We start from the raw sequence: 18,691 nt of genomic DNA, 5'->3' as shown, positions 1-18,691 counted from the left end.
GAGTGAAAGGGTGCAGGCAAAAAGTCAGGTGAAAGGGCAGGCGAAAAAGAGGTGGCGGACCGCGGCCGGGGATCGATACCGTCCGCACGATGACCACTCACTCTGTTGGCAGAATGGGGGTCCCGTCCGCGCAAGGTGAGTGCTGATGCTCACTGGGAACGCGTACGGGGACACCCACCTCTCTTTTTGGCCGCGCGTGCGAGAGTTCGCCGTGCCGCCGTCCATGATCGAGACCGCGACGGCTCGCAGGCTGGCCGGGGACTGGGCGGGCGCGTGTGCCGCCGCAGGCATCGATGTCGATCTGAACCTGCGGTCCGTGGCACGCACCCACGGCCACGAACTCGCGGCCCAACTCCGCGCCGATCTCCGACACTTGGTACCCGACCTGCTGCGCTGGCACCTGCCGAGGATCGCCCCCGACGGGCTGCTGCGCCCGGGTCTGACGATCAGCCTGGCCCGGTACGACGCCACCGGGCCGGCCGACGCACACCCGGTGCACCTCGTGGCCCGGACTCCGCCGGCCTGGGCGGACGCCGGCCAGCGGATCAGCCTCACGCTGTGGGATGCGACCCAAGCGGACGCGGGCGCCCGCCGACATCCGCACCCCCACCCCAGCCGACGGTTCCGCCTCGACCTGCACCGCCACCTGTGGGACGCGGGCAGAACCGACGAACTACGAATCCGCTCCGGGGCCGACCGGCCACCCGGCGGCGACTGTCCTGCGCCGTCGGCGGATCTCCTGCCGCAGATGCCGCAGGCGCGTCGCTGTGCCGTAGACCGGTGGGCGGTTGAGGCGTGGCTGCTGCTCCGGGCCGACGGCGGGGCCACGGGCACTGGTGCAGGCGCCGGGATTGGCGGCGGGACTGTCACCGGCAGCGGGACGGGCAGCGGAACTGGTACCGGCGCCGGGACTGGCGCCGGCTCCGCCACCAGCGCCGGCTCCGCCACCAGCGCGGGCTCCGGCACGGGCACGGGCTTCGGCTCCGGATCCCGTGCTGGCACTGGCAACGGAGTTGGCGTTGGCTCGGGCACCGGCGCGGGAACTAGCGCCGGCACTGGCTCCGGCTCGGGCACCGGCGCCGGAGTTGACACGGGCTCCGGCACCAGCGTGGGCACTGGCATCGGCTCCGGCGTCGGAGATGGCGCGGACTCGGGCACCAGCGTGGGCACTAGCACCGGTTCCGGAACCGGAGTTGGCGCGGGCACTGTCATCGTGCGGCTCGGGGCCCGGCACCGGTTGCTCCTGGACCTGGGCGCGGCGCCCGACGGCAGTGCGCCGCCCACGCTGCGGATCACGGCGGCGCCCACGGACGGCGGCGCCTCCGGGCTGCCGGTCCTGCCCGATGCGGCGACCTGGGTGCTGCCCGACCTGGAACTGATCCGGGCCGGCGCGATCGAGGCGGACCGGCTGCACCCGCTGGTCGCCTCGGCACTCGTACCGGACCGTCCACCCACCCGCCCACCCCGGACCCCGGACCGGGAAGGTGAGCCGCGTCTCGTGGAGTGCCGGGGTGCCCGGCACCGGATCGGCCTGGTCGACGGGGTGCTCGCCCCGCTGGACCACGACCCGGCCGAGATCCGCCGGGAGGAACTCCTGGTCGAGCTGACCGGTACGCCACTGCCCTGCCTGCAGGCCATCGACGAGGCCCACCGTCACCCGGAATGCCTCACCGGCGTCCGCGAACGCCTGGACCACGGGGACATCGCCGGTGCGCTGGCCGTCGTAGAAGGCCTGCTTGGCCCCGACGCGGTGCTGCGCGGCGGCGCCCTGCGCGACGAACTGGAGCGGGCCGCCGAGCGACGGATCACCTACGGACTGTTCAGGGCGGGCCTGATCGGACCCGGGCCCGCTTCCGGCCACGTCCGCCCGGATGGCCCTCGTACCCGCGACCACCGTTACCGCCCGCGCCAGGCGACCTTCCGCTGACCTGGGGACGGCCGTCCCCAGCACCCACCCCCAACGACGAACACAAAAGGTGATCGAACATGTCCATAGGTATGCGCTGTGCCGCCCCCGAGACTCCCGCAACCGCGTCCCCCACCCCCCAACTCGACATCGCCGCCGACTTGCTGACCCTCCTGCGCGACACCACCACCGAACCCCGCCCTGACACCCAACTGGAGGCGCTGACACTGGCCGTGGCCGCCGACCTGCCCGTACTGCTGTGGGGTGAGCCGGGGATCGGCAAGACCGCGGCCCTGACACAGCTGGCCACGGCCCTGGACCTTCCCCTCACCACGGTGATCGCGAGTGTCCACGAACCGTCCGACTTCTCCGGGCTGCCCGTCATCGGCGATGATCCCGCGACACACGGCGTTCCGATGGCCCCGCCGGACTGGGCGGTACGACTCGTACGGGCCGGCCGGGGGCTGCTGTTCCTCGACGAACTGTCCACCGCACCGCCGGCCGTTCAGGCCGCCCTGCTCCGGCTGGTCCTGGAGCGGCGGATCGGCGCCCTCCAACTGCCGCCCGGCGTACGGATCGTGGCCGCCGCCAACCCCCGGTCCTCGGCTGCCGACGGCTGGGAACTGAGCCCGCCGCTGGCCAACCGGTTCGTCCATCTCCAGTGGACCCACGACCACGAGGTCGTCGTACGCGGCCTCGGAGGGACCTGGCCCCGGGCCACCCTGCCGCTGCTCGCGCCCGAAAGGCTGTCGGAGGCCGTGGACTTCGCCCGCCGCGCGGTGTGCGGGCTCCTCGCCGCCCGTCCCAAACTCGTGCACCAACTGCCCGGCAACGAGACGCGCCGGGGCGGCGCCTGGCCGTCACCCCGGAGCTGGGACATGACCCTGAGCCTGATCGCCTTCGCGACCGCCGCCGGCTCCTCCCGGGAGGTACTCTCGCTGCTGGTCAGAGGCGCGGTCGGGGACGGTCCCGGGCTGGAACTGCTGGCGAGCCTGGACCGGATGGACCTCCCGGACCCCGAGACGCTGCTCGCCGACCCGGCGAGTGCCGTCCTGCCCCAGCGGGGCGACCTGCGCCAGGCCGTACTTGACGGTGTGGTGGCGGCGGTCCGGGGGCGCCCGGAGAAGTCCCGCTGGGACGCGGCGTGGGCGCTGCTGGTCCGGGCGCTGGAGACCGGGGCTCCGGACCTGGTGGTCGTCCCGGCGACCACCCTGGCCGCGCTGCGTCAGGAGAACTGGGACGTTCCGGAGGCGATCGAGCAGCTCGCCGGAGTGGTGTCCCTGTCGCGGCGGGCGGACCGGGCGGCGGACCGTGTGGCGGGCCGGATCGGGGCCGGATCGGCCGGTGGCCGATGAACGCCTACGCGCCAGGGACCCTGGACCTCGACAAACTCTTCGCCGCTCGGCTGCACGCAGTCCGGGCCCGGCCGTACCTGGCCACGGCGCTGTTCGCCCTGCACCCGGTCGAGTCACGGCAGGTCCCGACGATGGCCGTCGACCGGCACTGGCGGTGCTATGTCTCACCGTCGTTCGTGGACCGCACCCCGGTCGAGGAGCTGGCCGGGGTGTGGGTGCACGAGGTGTCGCACCTGCTGCGCGACCACCACGGGCGCAGCGACCGCTTCGCCCGGGAGCATGGGCTGACAGGCTCCGGGGAGCGGCTGCGGATGAACATCGCCGCGGACTGCGAGATCAACGACGACGCGTTCGGCGACGGGCTCGTCCACCCCGAAGGCGCGGTCGAGCCAGAGGCGTTGGGACTTCCGACGGGGGAACTCATGGAGGAGTACCTGCGCCGCTTCCGGCTCGGGCCGAACACACTGAGCCTGTCCTGGCTGGACTGCGGCAGCGGCGCCGACGGACTGGGCCGGGAATGGGAACTGGGGCCGAACGGCGCGCACGGACTGAGCGAGCAGGAACGGGACGCGGTCCGGTTCCGGGTCGCGCAGGGCATCAACGGCCGCCCCGGGAATGCCCCGAAGGGGTGGCGGCGATGGGCGGAGGAGGCGTTCCATCCGCCGCTGCCATGGCGGGAGTTGCTCGGGGCGGCGGTCCGCTCGGCGGCCTCCGACAGCGGCGTGGGCGAGGACTACACCTACGGCCGGCCGTCGCGCCGCTCCGCCGGCCTGCCCGGCGTCGTACTGCCGAGCCTGCGGCGCAGACCGCCCCGGGTCTCCGTGATCATCGACACCTCCGGGTCGGTGAGCGACGCCGAACTCGGCAGCGCGCTGCTGGAGGTCACGGCGATCTCCCGCGCGGTGGGCGGCCGACGCGACCTCGTCACCGTGCTGCCGTGCGACGCGTCGGCCGGGATCGTGCACCCGCTGTGCCGAGCCGAAGGCATCCCCCTGATGGGCGGCGGAGGCACGGACCTGCGCACCGGATTTGCCAAGGCCCTGCGGGCGAGCCCGCGCCCCGACGTCGTCGTGGTGCTGACCGACGGCCAGACGCCCTGGCCGGACACTCGGCCACCGTGCCGGACGGTGGTGGGCCTGTTTCCCCGGCAGCACACGCTCCGGCGGCGGCCCGTCCGGTCGTGGGGCGAGGACGAGGACGATCGCTATGTGCCGGACTCGCCGCCCGCGTGGGCGCGAGTGGTCGACATCGGGTGACTTCCACGGTGTGACGCCCCGTCCCGGCGGCTTGCGGAAATCCCAGCCAGGCGGAAATCCCAGCCAAGCGGAATCCCCGCCAACAGGACTGAAAGAATGGCCCGATGCGCACCCCCTCATCGCTTCTGTCGGCCTTTCGGCCCCAAGTCCAAGAGCGTCTCTACGACTTCTACGAAGAACTCCGGAGCGCCGACGACCTCTTCTGGGACCGTCGCACGGGCGCCTGGATCGCGACCGGGCATGCGGTGGTCAGCAGCGCGGCAGGTCACCCGGGACTGTCCTCGGTGCGCTACCCCGACATCGAGGCCGTCCCGGAGGAACTGCGGCCGCTGGCCCGGGTCCTGAGCCGGCAGATGCTCTACAACGACGTCCCCGACCACCCCCGCCTGCGGGCCCTGATCAGCAAGGCGTTCGCTCCGCGAGCGGTGGCGAAACTTCGCGCCGGGATCGTCGAAGCCGTCGACGGGATCATCACGCGGGCGGCGCCGACCGGCCGGATGGACGTCGTCGCGGACCTCGCCCGCCCCCTCCCGCTCACCATCATCTGCGACCTCCTCGACGTACCGGAGGCGGACCGAGCCGTCGTCGCCGCCTGGTCAGAGCCGGTCGCCGAGGCCATCGGCAACTCCCGGCTCGACGCGGACCGCAACCGCGAGGCCTCGCAGAGCATGGCGGACATGCTCGCGTACCTCCGTGACCTCCTCACCCGCCAGGACACCCCGCCGGCCCCCGACACCCTGCGCGCCACGGTGACCGACCAGGCCGGGAACAGCGACCAGGACCTCGACGAACTCCTCGCCAACTGCGCCCTGTTGCTGATCGCCGGCCACGAGACGACCACCCACTTCATCGGCAACGCCACCCTCGCCCTGCTCCGCCACCCGGACGCGGCCGACCAACTGCGCCGCCGCCCCGAGCTGATGCCCGCGGCGGTCGAGGAACTCCTGCGCTACGACGCCCCGGTACAGCTGATGTTGCGCCGGGCGCGGCACGATCTGGACCTGGCGGGCCGCAAGATCGCCGAGGGGCAGACGGTGCTCCTGGTGGCAGGCGCCGCCAACCGGGATCCGGCCGTCTTCCCCGATCCCCATGCGCTGGACTTCGAGCGGTCCGGATCCGGCGGACGGCACATGGCGTTCGGACACGGTCCGCACTTCTGCCTCGGCGCGGCGCTGGCCCGGCTGGAGGGCGCGATCGTCCTGGAGGCACTCCTCACGCGCCTCCCCGACCTGCGGCTCGACAGCACCGAGCCGCCGCGGTGGCAGCGCAGCCTCAACTTCCGTGGCCTCACCCGCCTGGACGTCGCCTTCACCCCGACTTCGGACGCCCACACCAGCGGCCCGCGGACCACGCCTGCCGCCGTCTCCGGCCTCGGCCCCGCGACACCTGCCGGCGGCTGCCCGGTCCGGCCGGGAAACGGTGAAGCAGCGGGCGCGTGACCGCACAGCAGCGAGCGGTGCGCTGTCCTCGACCTGCGCACCGGCGAGAATGCCCGTCGCCTCCCAGGGCCGGGGCGCCGCCGCGCTGTCTGACCAGGAACCCGGGTGTGTGGAAGGGGCGGGACGGGGGACTTGGTCCGTAGGCCAGGTTCGGCGTCCCATGGGGCTGATCCTGTTCAGGTTCCTCTGGTTCGGACGTTGTGCCGGGGGGGCCGCCCTCCAGCCGATCCGGTGATCCGTCGGAGTGTGGCATCGACCGAATCCTGCACCAGGAGATCCCGCGCCCTCGACGCCATCGACGCCCTCTGCTGTACCCCGGTCACAAACAGTTACTGCCGACGGTGAACGACGGGCCGTCGCCCTCAGTGTGACGCGTGGCACAAGCACGTGCCGGAACTTCGCCGGCGGGCCGCCCGACTACTGAAGCGGTACGGCGCGACCCACCGACGTCGTACGACGTGACCTGGAGACGCGGTTGATGGACGAGTCCCGGCAATCCTCCTTACCCGGCGCGAGCGCGGCCCTGAGGACGGCGGCGCCCCCGCCCGCCCTCTGCGGCTTCCTCCTGCTGCTGGCCCTGATCTTCACGGTGTCCTACGCCGTCGGTACCGCCTCGGGACCCGTCGCGCCCGGCATGCACGGCACCGGAACCGGCACGAGCGGAGACGGCGGCGGAGCCGGAGACGTCGGAGGCACGGGAGACATGGGAGGCATGGACGGCATGCCCGAGGGGGGCCGCTGATGAGCGCGGAACCGGTGACCACCCTGGTCACCACTGATCTGACGGTCGGCGGCATGACGTGCGCGGCCTGCGTGACCCGTGTCGAGAAGAAGCTCGGCAAGTTGGACGGGGTCACGGCGACCGTGAATCTCGCCACCGGGCGCGCCCGGGTGAGTCATCCGGCGGACGTCAGCCCCGAGGAGCTCGTCGCGACCGTGACGAAGGCCGGCTACACGGCCGCCCTCCCCGAACCGCCCAGGAGCAGCAAGGAGCAGCAGGCCGCGGACGGCGGTGAATCCGAGGACGCGGAACGGCAGCGGGAGCGGCACCGGCTCGTCGTCACCGCACTGCTCGCGTCGCCCGTGCTCGTTCTGTCGATGGCCCCGGCGCTGCAGTTCCGCAACTGGCAGTGGCTGTGCTTCGTGCTGGCAGCGCCCGTCGCAGTGTGGGGCGCCTGGCCCTTCCACGAGCGGGCGGTACGAGGGCTCAGGCACTCCGCCGCGACCATGGACACCCTGGTGTCGCTGGGCGTCGTGGCGTCCTTCTCCTGGTCGGCGTACGCGCTGTTCCTCGGGGGCGCCGGTGATCCTGGCATGCGGATGCCGTTCACTCTCGTGCCCACCGCCTCGGAGGGCGTCGCGCACATCTATCTCGAAGCGGCCGTCGCCGTACCGCTGTTCGTGCTCGCGGGGCGTTTCCTGGAAGCGCGGGCCCGGCACGGGACCGGGGCGGCGCTGCGCTCGCTGGCCCGGATCGCCGCCAAGGAGGTGTCCGTCCGCGACCGCGACGGCTCCGAACGGCTCCTGCCCATCGAGGAGTTGGGGGTCGGCCAGGTCTTCGTCGTGCGGCCGGGGGAGCGGGTCGCCACCGACGGGCAGGTGGTGGAGGGCAGTTCCGCCGTGGACCTGTCCCTCGTCACCGGTGAGAGCGAGCCCGTCGAGGTCGGCCCCGGCTCGGACGTGGTCGGCGGGGCCGTCAACGCGGGCGGGCTGCTGCTCGTGCGGGCCATGGCTGTCGGGGCCGACACCCAGCTCGCCCGGATCACCCGGCTGGTGACCGAGGCCCAGGCAGGGAAGGCGCGGGCCCAGCGGCTCGCCGACTCGGTGGCCGGTGTCTTCGTGCCCGTCGTCATGGCGTTGGCCGTCACGGCGCTCGGGTTCTGGCTGGGCGCCGGTGCCGATCCGCAGGCGGCGATCACCGCGTGCGTGGCCGTTCTGGTGGTGGCCTGCCCGTGTGCGCTGGGCCTCGCGACGCCGACCGCGCTGATGGCCGCGACGGGACGAGGTGCCCAACTGGGTGTTCTCGTCACCGGGCCGCAGGCGTTGGAGGGGCTTCAGCATCTCCACGCCGTCGTTCTCGACAAGACCGGCACGCTCACCTCGGGGCATATGAGCGTCGCCCGGGTCACCGCCGTACCGGACGGGCTCGGGCGTGACGCGGTACTGCGGCTGGCGGCGGCCGTGGAACAGGGGTCGGAGCATCCGCTCGGCCGGGCTGTGTGCGCGTACGCCCGGCGGGAGTCGGGCGGGGAGCGGCTGCCGGACGTGAGCGAGTTCAGTGCCCTGCCCGGACGGGGGGTGCGCGGGCAGGTGGAGGAGCGGCTCGTCGAACTCCTCGCGCCGGACGGCGAGTTGACCGACGTACTGCAGAAGGCACTCGCGGAGTCAGAAGCCGTCGCCCGCACGCCCGTGCTCGTGCGCGTGGACGGGGTGGCCGAGGCGCTGATCGAGATCGGTGACGTCGTACGGCCCGGAAGCTACCGGGCCGTCGACCGGCTGCGGCGGCTCGGTGTGCGTCCGGTACTCGCCACCGGCGACCGCGAGGCGCCCGCCCGGGCCGTCGCCGAGGCGCTCGGCATCGACGAGGTGCACGCCCGCCGTACGCCCGAGGACAAGGCCGAGCTAGTCCGGGAGTTGCAGGAGCAGGGCTACCGGGTCGCGGTCGTCGGCGACGGCGTGAACGACGCCGCCGCGCTGGCCGGTGCCGACCTCGGGATCGCCATGGGCACCGGGACGGACGTGGCCATCGGTGCCGCCGACGTGACACTCGTACGCGGCGACATCGAGGCGCTCGCGGACGCGGTCCTCCTCGCCCGGCGCACGCTGGGCACGATCCGCGTCAACCTCGTCTGGGCGTTCGGCTACAACGTCGTCACCGTTCCGCTGGCCATGGTCGGGCTGCTCAACCCGATGCTCGCCGCGGCGGCCATGTCCGCCAGTTCGGTGCTGGTCGTCGCCAACAGCCTGCGGTTGCGCGCCTGGCAGCCCCCGGCCTCTTCTGTTCGGGGGCGCGCACGATGACCGGACAACGGCCGTGGTGGCCGGACCGCCGCCGGCTCACCGACACCCTCCTCGCCGCGTTCGCGCCCGTCGCCGCCTGCGGGCTCGCCCTCGGCGGGCTCAGCGCGTGGACCGCGTACGGCAGCGCGGGCACCCCGGCCCGCGTCACGGTCACGGTGGGCAAAATGTTCCTGCCCGTCGGCGATGTCCAGGAGACGGCCGCCTTCTTCCGGATCACCAACAGCGGGGGTTCGGCGGACCGGTTGCTGAAGGTGACGTCGACCGAGGTCGGCGTGGGCTCGCTCACTCTCAGCCGGCATCGCATGACCGGCGCCGGCTCGGCCTCCGCGCAGACGGTGGCCTCCGTCGCCGTACTGGCCGGCGACAGCATCGCCATGTCCCCGAAGAGTCTCGACGTGATCGTGCCGGTGAAGGCGGGCTGGCAGCCCGGGGACCTCGTCGCGTTCACCCTGCACTTCGAGCGCGGCGGGGCGGTGAAGACGCTCGCGGCGGTGATCCAGCCGGGGAGCGACGGTGGTACGTGACCCGGTTGGACCCGGGTGGTTGGTGGTCGGCTGGGCCATCCGCCCGGCTCCGGTGCGGTGGCATGTCCTGCGTCCCTGTCCCGGGGCTGAGTTCTGGGCCTGGGTGCCGTGCGTACGCACCCGTGACGAGCCGGGCATCGATGCGAGGATGAGGCCGTCATGACTGCTGGGCGGGGTGTGCGCACGGTACGGGCCGGCGTGTTCGCGGCCGTCTGTGTGCTGCTCGCCGCCCTCGGCCACGTGCTGATGTCCGGCTCCACCGTGCCCTGGTGGACGATGGCCGCCGGGTTCGCCGCCACGAGCGGGCTCGGCTGGTCTCTGGCGGCCCGTGAACGCGGGCTCCCGCTGGTGGTGTCGGCCGTGGTCCTCGCGCAGGGCGCGCTCCACTCGGCCTTCTCGCTCGTCCAGTCGGCGGCATTGGGGGCGGCCTGGTCCGGCTCGGACTCCGCTGCGCACCGCATGAGCAGCATGGCCATGGACGCGATGGACATGGGTTCCATGGGTTCCATGGATGCTTCGGGCTCCATGGACATGAGCGCCATGGGCATGAGCGCCATGGGCATGGGCCACTCCGCGCACGCCGACCACCTCGGCCATCTGGCGCACGATACGGGCGGCACCTCGTCGCTCGGCATGCTCGCCGCCCACACGCTGGCCGCTCTGCTGAGCGGTCTGTGGCTGGCGTACGGCGAACGGGCCGCGTTCCGAGTCCTGCGCGCCGTCGCCGGGTGGCTGGCCGCTCCGCTGCGGCTGCCGCTCGTCGTTCTGCCCACCCCGCCGCACCGGCCGCGCCCGCGGCAGACTGGTGAACGCGCGGAGCGGGTGCGACGGCTGACGTTCGCGCACTCGATCGTCTCCCGGGGGCCTCCGGCCGGGATCGCTGTCGTCTGAGACAGCCGGTTTCCCTGAGGCCGTTCACGAGCGCCGCGTCGCCGGCGTCCTGGCTTCGGGTCCGGGCCCTACACGTCCTGCGCGTACGGCTCGATCCCACTCCTCCCGTCCGGGGCCTCTCCGCGGTGGCAGCCCGCGCGCCCAGCGCGTCAGGGCGCCGTCGCGCGCGCCGCAGTGCCCGGTCCCGGACCACCCGAGAAGGACATCAGGTGATCATTCCTGTCCTCCCCGCTTCGCGCAGAAGGCGCGAAGCGGGCCGCACGGCGCCGGATCAGGCCGAGGCCATATCGGCGCCCCAAGACCCGGCCACCGTCTGGGCCCTCGCCGCCCGTACCGGCGATCCCGACGCTGTCGACCGCTTCGTACGGGCCCTGCATCCCGAAGTCGTCCGCTATGTCACCTACCTCTCCTCCGACCGTCAGATGGCCGACGACCTGACGCAGGACACGTTCCTCCGGGCGCTCGGCAGCCTCCACCGGTTCGAGGGGCGCTCGTCGGCGCGTACGTGGCTGATGTCCATCGCGCGCCGCACGGTCGTCGACAGCCTGCGGTACGCCGCCGCCCGGCCGCGGGTGACCGACGTGGACGACTGGACGACATGGGCCGAGCGGGCCCAGCCCAGCGGGCTGCCCGGCTTCGACGACGGCGTGGCCCTGCTCGACCTGCTGGACGAGCTGCCCGCCGAGCGCCGCCAGGCTTTCGTCCTCACCCAACTGGCCGGGCTGCCCTACGAGGAGGCCGCCGAGTTCAGCGGCTGCCCCGTAGGGACGATCCGTTCACGGGTCGCCAGAGCCCGGGCGACCCTCGTCGAACTCCTGGCCGACGCGGAGGAACCGCGCGTCCCGGCCGCCGTGGCCGCGTGACGACCGGGGTGCCGGCGCCCCGGCGGACGCGGGACGCCGGCACCCCCTCCCCGCCCGCTGACTCACCTCGCGCCCTCGGTCACGGTCGCCCGGACGACGACCCGCCCGCTCTGCCGGAACCACAGGGTGTACGGCACGGTCCGGCCGGCCTCCAGGACCGGGGGATCCAGGATCACCACTCCGAGTCCGCCCGGCGCCATACGCACCGTCCCGCCCGCCGGAACACCCACGGCCCAGACGGGATCCGTGCGCCCGGTCCCGGTCCGGCGGACCGTACGGCGGAGCACACTGATCCCCAGTTCCGGTGAGTCCGCGTACAGCAGCGTGTCCTTCGACGAACCTGTGTTGTGGATCTCGAAGTACGCGGCGGTGGAGCGGGAACCCGCGGGCGCCGCGATGATGCGCGCGTCGACGACCTCGATCCTGGGCGGCGGATCGCCCGCCGCGCCGGTCGCGGTGTAGCCCACCAGCAGGGCCAGCGCGCCGAAGGAGGCGCCCAACGGCGGTACGACGGCCCACAGGGCGCCGGCCAACGGCGTGTTCCGCATCCCGCGCGGCACTCGGATCAGGCTTCGCAGCTCCATGTGTCAGTGGTCGGAGCGCGGTCCTGCCAGGTTCCCGGCTTCCGCCGAGTCGGCCGGTTCCGGCCCGTGCCGGCGGGGAAGGCCCCCTCCGGAACCACGTTTCCCCAAGTGCCGCCGCAACGAGGGAAATTGAGCCGGAAGCGCGGGAACTCGAACCCGTCGGCGACCGACTACTAGTCCGACAGCGCGACTCACCGTCCGCCGACCGCCGTGCGTGGTCGACGGGCCCGGGCGCGGGACTTCGGGCGAAGGCGGTTCGGCACAGGTGAAACGCAGACAACCGTGGCGGCCCTGCGCGGCGGCGATCGGCAGCCTCCTGTGACACCAGAGGTGGAGGACGCCTTCGCCGCGGTCAGAGCCGAGTTCGGTGCGGAATCGATCACTCGGGTCGAGCGGATGCTGGAGCCGGGCCGGGGTGAACGGCAGCCGCTGCAGAAAGCCGCCAAGTGGATCATGCCGGGGCTCTCTCCCACTCCCTGGCACGACCCCTACGCCTACCCCGAACTGGCTCCCGTCGTCCGTGGACTGGAGGCCGGCCATCAGGCGATCAAGGAAGAGCTGAACATCGCATGGTCGGCGCGCCGGGAGGCGTTCTCCGACTACCAGCACTATCTGACCCGACAGGAGAACTGGCAGGCCCTCTACCTGTTCCGAAAGGGGGGGCTCGTCGAGGAGTCGGCGACCACGGTTCCCACCGCTCATCGGATTCTGAAAGAAGTCGCCGTCGACACGGAGAAGATCTGTCCTCTCCTCGAATGTCACTTCTCCACCCTGCTGCCGGGCGCCCGCATAGAACCCCACTGCGATCTGTGGAACTTCAGCATCAACCTGCATCTCGCCGTGGACATCCCGGATGGCTGCAGTATCACGGTCGCAGGAGAAACGCGCTCCTGGGAAGAGGGCAAGTGCCTGCTCTTCGACTACTCCTTCGAGCACGAAGCGCGCAACGAGGGCACCCGCCCCCGCACCTGCCTGCTCATCGACCTGTGGCACCCGGAAACCACCGCTGCGGAGCGCCGGGCGCTGGTCGCCCTCATCACCGAGATCCGTCGGCTCATGGGGGATGAATGACGACCGGGGTCATGTCCTTGTTGGTTCTCGCGTCGGGGCAGCTCGTCATCTCCCTCGACTACAACATCGTGTATGTCGCGCTGCCCGACATCGGCGCCGGGCTCGGTTTCTCCGACCACGACCTGCAGTGGGTGGTGAGCGCCTATGTCGTGGCCACCGGCGGTTTCCTGCTGCTCGGTGGCCGGGCCGCGGACCTGCTCGGGCGGCGCCGGATGTTCGTCCTCGCGGCGCTGCTGTACGCGGGGTCGTCCCTCGTGGGCGGACTCTCGCAGACACCCGGCGTCCTGGTCGCCGTCCGGGCGGTCCAGGGCATCGGCGGGTCCCTGCTGTTCCCTGCGACACTGTCCCTGATCAACACCCTGTACGACGAGGGACCGCAACGGAACCGGGCCCTGGCGGTGTGGGGCGCGGCCGGAGCCGGCGGACTCTGCTTCGGGTCCCTGCTGGGCGGGGTCCTGGTCGAGGCGTTCGGCTGGCCGTCGGTGTTCTTCGTCAACGTGCCCATCGCGGGAGCCCTCGCGGTGGCCGGATGGCTGCTCTTCCCCGCGGACGGGCCCTGGGACCGCTCGCGGCGCTTCGACGTGACAGGTGCCCTGGCTGCGACGGGCGGAGTCACCCTTCTGGTGTTCGTGCTGGTGCAGGCCCCGGCGGAGGGCTGGGACACACCGGCGACCCTCACGAGCGCGGCGCTCTCCGGCTGTCTGCTGACGGTCTTCGCCGTCGTGGAACGGCGATCCCGTGAACCACTCGTCCCGGCCCGGATGTTCGCCCACCGCGGGCTGCTGGTGGCCATGGCGGTGACCGCCCTGTTCAGCGCCACGTTCAGTTCGGTGCCGTACTTCCTGACCCTCTACTTCCAGACCGTCCACGGTTACAGCGCCGTCGCGACCGGGCTCGCGTTCCTTGTGCCTGCCGTGGTCGTGGCCGTCGGTACACAGGCCGGCGAACGGGCCGTGTCCGCCTTCGGGGTACGCCGGATGCTCGTGGGCGGCATGGTGCTGGGCGCCGCCGGAGCCACGCTGCTCGGTCTGGGGCTCACCTCGGCCGGCTCGTACCCGGTGCTGTTGCCGGGGATCGTGCTGCTGGGCCTCGGTCAGGGCGCCGCGTGGACGGGGATGTGGATCGCCGCGTCCGCCGGAGTGGCCCCCGGCGACCAGGGCGTCGCCTCAGGGATGGCGTCGACATCCCTGCAGGTGGGCGGCGCGGTGGGCCTCGCCGTGCTGGTCGCCCTCGCCGGCGGGGTCGGGCAGAACGCCTCCGGCCCCGGGCTCCTCGACGGCATCCGTACCGCCCTCTTCGCGATCGCGGCCGGCATCGGCTGCGGCGCGCTCGCACTGCTCGTCAGCCGCCGGACCACCGGTCCCTGAGCGCGCCCTCCACCTTCCTCCAGTTGCCCATCAGTCGTCCGGGCCGCCCGGGCCGCCCGGTCCGTCCTCCGCCGTGCCAGGAGAACTCCCATGTCCCCTACCACCGCCGGTCCTTCCACTCCACCGGCCGCCGTCCTGTGCGGGCTGGCCGGATGGGTGCCGTCCCGCGTGGTGACCAACGAACACCTCGCGCGGCGGCTCGACACCGACGACACGTGGATCCGCACCCGGACCGGGATCAGGCAGCGGCACGTCGTCGATCCCGGGCAGGCGACCTCCGACCTGGCTGTCGAGGCGGGCCGCCGGGCTCTCGCAGCCGCCGCAGCGAACGGGACGGACCGGGTCGACGCCGTCGTCGTCGCCACGACCACTCCGGACCGCACCTGCCCGGCCACCGCGCCCTCGGTCGCCGCACGGCTCGGTCTGGCGGGAGCGGCGGCCTTCGACATCGGCGCCGTGTGCACAGGGTTCGTGTACGGGCTCGCCTCGGCCGCCGGGCTGATCGCGGCCGGCGTGGCCGGGCGGGTCCTGCTCATCGGGGCGGACACCTACTCCACGATCGTCGATCCGCTGGACCGGGCCAACGCGATCATCTTCGGCGACGGCGCCGGAGCCGTCGTCCTGCGCGCCGGACACCCCGGTGAGCCCGGCGCGGTCGGCCACTTCGACCTCGGCAGCGACGGCGCCCACGAGGCCCTGATCACGGTCGCGGCCGGCGGCTCCCGCCAACGCTCCCGGCCGGGCGAACCCAGCCACCAGGACCGGCACTTCGCCATGCGGGGCCAGGAGGTCTACCGCCACGCGGTGACACGCATGGCCGAGTCGGCGCGCGCCACCCTCTCCAGGGCCGGCTGGAAGACCGACGACGTCGACCACTTCGTACCCCACCAGGCGAACCTGCGGATCCTGCACTCGGTGGCCGACGACCTCGGTCTGCCCCGGGAGCGCTGTGTGACCCACGTCGAGTCCGTCGGCAACACCGGTGCCGCGTCCATCCCGCTGGCCCTCGCCGACGCTGCCGCCCGTCAGACGGTCCGGCCCGGCGACCGGCTGCTGCTCACCGCCTTCGGCGGCGGCCTCACCTGGGGCTCCTGCCTTCTGACCTGGCCCTCGCTTCCCCACCAAGAACGGACGACGCCATGACCACCACCTACGAGCGACTCGTCGACATCCTCGCGAGACTCCACGACTCCCCGGCCGACCGGATCCGCCCCGAGGCGACCCTCGGCGAACTGGACGTCGACTCGCTGACGACGGTCGAGATCAGCATCCGCATCGAGCGCGACCTCGGTGTCACGGTCGGCGACCACGAACTCCAGCCCGATCTCACCCTCCGCGAGATCGCCGGTCTCGTCGACGCCCGACAGACAACCGTCTGAACTTCCTTCCCCACCACGCGATACCGAAAGGCAGCACCCCGTGCGGATCAACGAACAGCCCGGTAACGCGATCGGTGCCACGGTCGAGGGCTTCGACCACACCACCGCCTCCGATGCCGACATCACCGCCCTCAAGAGCACCGTCTACACGAAGAAGATCGCCGTACTGAAGGGCCAGCACCTCTCCCCGCAGGAGTTCCTCGACCTCGGCAGGCTGCTGGGCCGCCCGGAGACCTACTACGAACCGATGTACAAGCACCCGGAGGTCCCGGAGATATTCGTCTCCTCCAACGTGCCGGAGAACGGCAAGCAGATCGGCGTACCGAAAACCGGTAAATTCTGGCACGCCGACTACCAGTTCATGCCCGACCCCTTTGGGATCACCCTGATCTACCCGCAGGTCATTCCGGAGAAGAACCGCGGTACGTACTTCATCGACATGGGCCGGGCGTACGAAAGGCTGCCCGAGAATCTGAAGAAGGAAATAGACGGAACCCACTGCCGGCACTCTGTGCGCAAATACTTCAAAATACGGCCGCACGACGTCTACCGTCCCCTCTCCGAGATCATCGACGAGGTAGAGCAGAAGACCCCTGCCGTCGTCCAGCCGACCACGTTCACCCACCCCATGACCGGCGAGACGATCCTCTACATCAGCGAGGGCTTCACCGTCGGCATCGAGGACCAGGACGCCAACCCGCTCGACGAGGAGTTGCTCAAGCGGTTGTTCGAGGCCACCGGCCAGCTCGACGAGACCTTCGAGCACGGCAACATCCACCTCCAGAGCTTCGAGCGGGGCGACCTGCTGATCTGGGACAACCGCAGCCTCATCCACCGCGCCCGGCACACGAGCACGCCGGAGCCGACCGTCTCGTACCGCGTGACCGTGCACGACGAGCGCAGGCTGCACGACGGGATCAGGGCGGCATGACCGACGAGGCGCTGCTCGACCGGGTGTTGGAGCCCTACAAGGAGCACTGCAAGTACCTGCGCTCGGGCGTGGTGACCGTGAACGACGCCGGACAGGCCGCCGCCCGCTGCGAGTTCGTGATTCCCGAGTCGTGCTACATCGACGACACCGGCCATCTGAATTCCGTCGAGGTGAACATCTGCTACAACCAGATGATGTATTACCTCGTTGCCAAGTCCGTGAAGGAAGGACTGCAGACGGGGTTCGCTTCCTGGACGCTGGACGACTTCTGGAAGCATCAGCTCCCGGACATTCTCATCGCCCGCTTCTCCTCGAATTTCCGACGGCCGGTCAACCCCCGTGCGTTCTCGGGGGAGATGGAATTCCGGTCCGTCACCCGGCGCGCCCCGGCCGGCGCCCGCCCGTTCCTGCACGCCGAGACCGCCTTCCGCTACCGGGACGCCGAATCGGGCCGCTGCGACGGCGAGGCGACCCTGGCGTTCGTCAACGTCCCCTGACAGCGAGGCGAGAGGCCCATGCCCACGAACAGGCTCCACCACCCGCAACTCCGGACGCTCGTCCAGACCACGAGCTTCCACGCCCGGCACCAGCCCGCCACCCCCGCGGTCCGCTGCGAGGGCCGCACCCTGACGTACGAGCAACTGCACCGCGAGAGCAACCGCGTCGCTCACGCCCTCAAGGCCGCCGGACTCGTGCCGGGCGACCGGGTCGCGTACCTCGGCAAGGAGTCCGAGCACTACTACGAGATCCTCTTCGGCTGCGCCAAGAGCGGCACCGTCCTCGTCCCCGTCAACTGGCGGCTCGCGGCACCCGAGGTCAGCCACATCCTCCAGGACTCCGGCACCCGACTGCTGTTCCTGGAGGACGAGTTCGCGCCGATCGTCGAGAAGATGCCGACCGCGCCCCCGGAGACGGTCGTCGCGCTCGGCGCGCGCTTCGTCGCCTGGAAGGCATCCCACCAGGACACGGACCTGCCGCAGAGCGCCACCCCCGACACCCCCGTCGCCCAGCTCTACACCAGCGGCACCACCGGACTGCCCAAGGGCGTCGTGCTCGCCCACCGCAGCTTCTTCGCGATCCGCGACGCCCTCGCGAGCGAGGGCCTGGACTGGATCGACTGGCGCGCCGGTGACATCGCGCTGATCGGCATCCCCGGTTTCCACATCGGCGGCCTGTGGTGGGCGACGCAGAACTTCAACGCGGGTACGACCGTGGTCGCGATGCGTGCCTTCGCCGCCCGCCAGGCCGTCGACCTGATCCGTGACCTCGGCATCACCACCGCCTGTGTCGTCCCCGCCATGCTCCGCATGATGCTGACCGAACCGGGCGTCGGCGCAACGGACTTCACCACCCTGCGCAAGACGGTCTACGGCGGCTCCCCGATCTCCGAGACCTTGCTGGAGGAGAGTCTCGCCGTCCTCGACTGTGAGTTCGCCCAGATCTACGGCCTCACCGAGACCGGCAACACCGCCGTCTGCCTGCCACCGGCGGCCCACATCCCCGGCGGCTCGCTCATGCAGGCCGCGGGACGACCGTATCCGGGCGTGCGCAGCAAGGTCATCGACGGTGAAGGGCGCGAACTGCCGCCGGGCGCGGTCGGGGAGGTCTGTCTGGCCACTCCCGCGCACATGGTCGAGTACTGGGGGCTGCCCGAGAAGACCGCCGAGACCCTCGTCGACGGCTGGATCCACACCGGGGACGCCGGCTACCTCGACGAGGACGGCTACATCTTCATCCGCGACCGCATCAAGGACGCCGTCCTCGTCGCCGGGGAGAACGTCTACCCGGCCGAGATCGAGAACGTGCTGGAAGGCCACCCCGGCGTGGCCGAAGCCGTCGTCGTCGGGGCTCCCGACGAACGCTGGGGCGAGTACGTGCACGCCTTCGTCGTCCCGGCCCCCGGGGAGCAGCCCACCCCCAGGGACCTGCACACCTTCCTCGTACCGCAGCTGGCGAGCTTCAAGCTGCCCGCCCGCTACGAGTTCATCGACAGCGTCCCGCGCAACCCCAGCGGCAAGGTCCTGCGCCGCGAACTGCGCGACCGCTTCTGGGGCGACTCCGCGCGCAAGGTCAACTGACCGGCCCTACCGGAGAGATCCGGCCC

17 protein-coding genes are annotated in these 18,691 nt (G+C 71.7%); 16 read left to right on the top strand and 1 reads right to left on the bottom strand.

Annotated elements, in window-relative coordinates:
• Positions 1-145 precede the first annotated feature (145 nt).
• The 9 genes from OG734_RS08980 (at position 146) to OG734_RS08940 (ending at position 11,255) form a co-directional block, all read left to right on the top strand.
• The gene (locus OG734_RS08980) at positions 146-1,927 is read left to right on the top strand and encodes a hypothetical protein (RefSeq protein WP_330286944.1); all 1,782 of its coding nucleotides are present in this window, start codon (positions 146-148) and stop codon (positions 1,925-1,927) included.
• 59 nt (positions 1,928-1,986) lie between these two features.
• Positions 1,987-3,261, top strand: a complete 1,275-nt coding sequence (locus tag OG734_RS08975; RefSeq protein ID WP_330286943.1) for an AAA family ATPase — start codon at positions 1,987-1,989, stop codon at positions 3,259-3,261.
• On the top strand, positions 3,258-4,517 hold the full coding sequence (locus tag OG734_RS08970; RefSeq protein ID WP_330286942.1) for a vWA domain-containing protein: 1,260 nt from the start codon (positions 3,258-3,260) through the stop codon (positions 4,515-4,517). The genes OG734_RS08975 and OG734_RS08970 overlap by 4 nt, the downstream gene beginning before the upstream one ends.
• A 104-nt stretch (positions 4,518-4,621) precedes the next feature.
• On the top strand, positions 4,622-5,956 hold the full coding sequence (locus tag OG734_RS08965; protein WP_330286941.1) for a cytochrome P450: 1,335 nt from the start codon (positions 4,622-4,624) through the stop codon (positions 5,954-5,956).
• A gap of 478 nt (positions 5,957-6,434) precedes the next feature.
• Positions 6,435-6,698, top strand: coding sequence for a hypothetical protein (locus OG734_RS08960; protein ID WP_330286940.1), 264 nt, complete (start codon positions 6,435-6,437; stop codon positions 6,696-6,698).
• The gene (locus OG734_RS08955) at positions 6,698-8,977 is read left to right on the top strand and encodes a heavy metal translocating P-type ATPase (RefSeq protein WP_330286939.1); all 2,280 of its coding nucleotides are present in this window, start codon (positions 6,698-6,700) and stop codon (positions 8,975-8,977) included. The genes OG734_RS08960 and OG734_RS08955 overlap by 1 nt, the downstream gene beginning before the upstream one ends.
• Positions 8,974-9,501, top strand: coding sequence for a copper chaperone PCu(A)C (locus OG734_RS08950; protein WP_330286938.1), 528 nt, complete (start codon positions 8,974-8,976; stop codon positions 9,499-9,501). Before OG734_RS08955 ends, OG734_RS08950 begins: the two co-directional genes overlap by 4 nt.
• Before the next feature lie 159 nt (positions 9,502-9,660).
• The gene (locus OG734_RS08945; protein ID WP_330286937.1) at positions 9,661-10,392 is read left to right on the top strand and encodes a hypothetical protein; all 732 of its coding nucleotides are present in this window, start codon (positions 9,661-9,663) and stop codon (positions 10,390-10,392) included.
• A gap of 284 nt (positions 10,393-10,676) precedes the next feature.
• Positions 10,677-11,255 (top strand): sigma-70 family RNA polymerase sigma factor, encoded by a 579-nt coding sequence (locus OG734_RS08940; RefSeq protein WP_443065073.1) that lies wholly within the window; start codon positions 10,677-10,679, stop codon positions 11,253-11,255.
• A 62-nt stretch (positions 11,256-11,317) separates the two neighbouring features.
• Here OG734_RS08940 and OG734_RS08935 read toward each other — a convergent pair whose 3' ends face one another.
• Complete coding sequence (locus OG734_RS08935) at positions 11,318-11,839, bottom strand: copper chaperone PCu(A)C (protein WP_330286935.1); 522 nt, start codon at positions 11,837-11,839, stop codon at positions 11,318-11,320.
• Between the two features lie 318 nt (positions 11,840-12,157).
• On the opposite strand from OG734_RS08935, the gene OG734_RS08930 reads away from it, so the two are divergent.
• The 7 genes from OG734_RS08930 (at position 12,158) to OG734_RS08900 (ending at position 18,665) form a co-directional block, all read left to right on the top strand.
• Positions 12,158-12,910 carry an aspartyl/asparaginyl beta-hydroxylase domain-containing protein gene (locus OG734_RS08930; RefSeq protein WP_330286934.1) on the top strand — a complete coding sequence of 251 codons (753 nt, stop codon included), beginning with the start codon at positions 12,158-12,160 and terminating at the stop codon, positions 12,908-12,910.
• 11 nt (positions 12,911-12,921) lie between these two features.
• Positions 12,922-14,277 (top strand): MFS transporter, encoded by a 1,356-nt coding sequence (locus tag OG734_RS08925; protein ID WP_330286933.1) that lies wholly within the window; start codon positions 12,922-12,924, stop codon positions 14,275-14,277.
• Between the two features lie 90 nt (positions 14,278-14,367).
• Positions 14,368-15,420, top strand: coding sequence for a beta-ketoacyl-ACP synthase III (locus tag OG734_RS08920; RefSeq protein WP_330286932.1), 1,053 nt, complete (start codon positions 14,368-14,370; stop codon positions 15,418-15,420).
• Positions 15,417-15,656 carry an acyl carrier protein gene (locus tag OG734_RS08915; RefSeq protein ID WP_330286931.1) on the top strand — a complete coding sequence of 80 codons (240 nt, stop codon included), beginning with the start codon at positions 15,417-15,419 and terminating at the stop codon, positions 15,654-15,656. Before OG734_RS08920 ends, OG734_RS08915 begins: the two co-directional genes overlap by 4 nt.
• Positions 15,657-15,696: 40 nt before the next feature.
• Positions 15,697-16,587 (top strand): (3R)-3-[(carboxymethyl)amino]fatty acid oxygenase/decarboxylase, encoded by an 891-nt coding sequence (scoE, locus tag OG734_RS08910; protein WP_330286930.1) that lies wholly within the window; start codon positions 15,697-15,699, stop codon positions 16,585-16,587.
• On the top strand, positions 16,584-17,084 hold the full coding sequence (scoD, locus tag OG734_RS08905) for a (2E)-enoyl-ACP glycyltransferase (RefSeq protein WP_330286929.1): 501 nt from the start codon (positions 16,584-16,586) through the stop codon (positions 17,082-17,084). Before scoE ends, scoD begins: the two co-directional genes overlap by 4 nt.
• Before the next feature lie 18 nt (positions 17,085-17,102).
• Positions 17,103-18,665, top strand: a complete 1,563-nt coding sequence (locus OG734_RS08900; RefSeq protein WP_330286928.1) for a fatty acid--CoA ligase — start codon at positions 17,103-17,105, stop codon at positions 18,663-18,665.
• Positions 18,666-18,691 lie beyond the last annotated feature (26 nt).

This window comes from Streptomyces sp. NBC_00576 (genome assembly GCF_036345175.1).
Lineage (GTDB): Bacteria > Actinomycetota > Actinomycetes > Streptomycetales > Streptomycetaceae > Streptomyces.
This window is presented reverse-complemented; position numbering and strand designations above follow the sequence as displayed.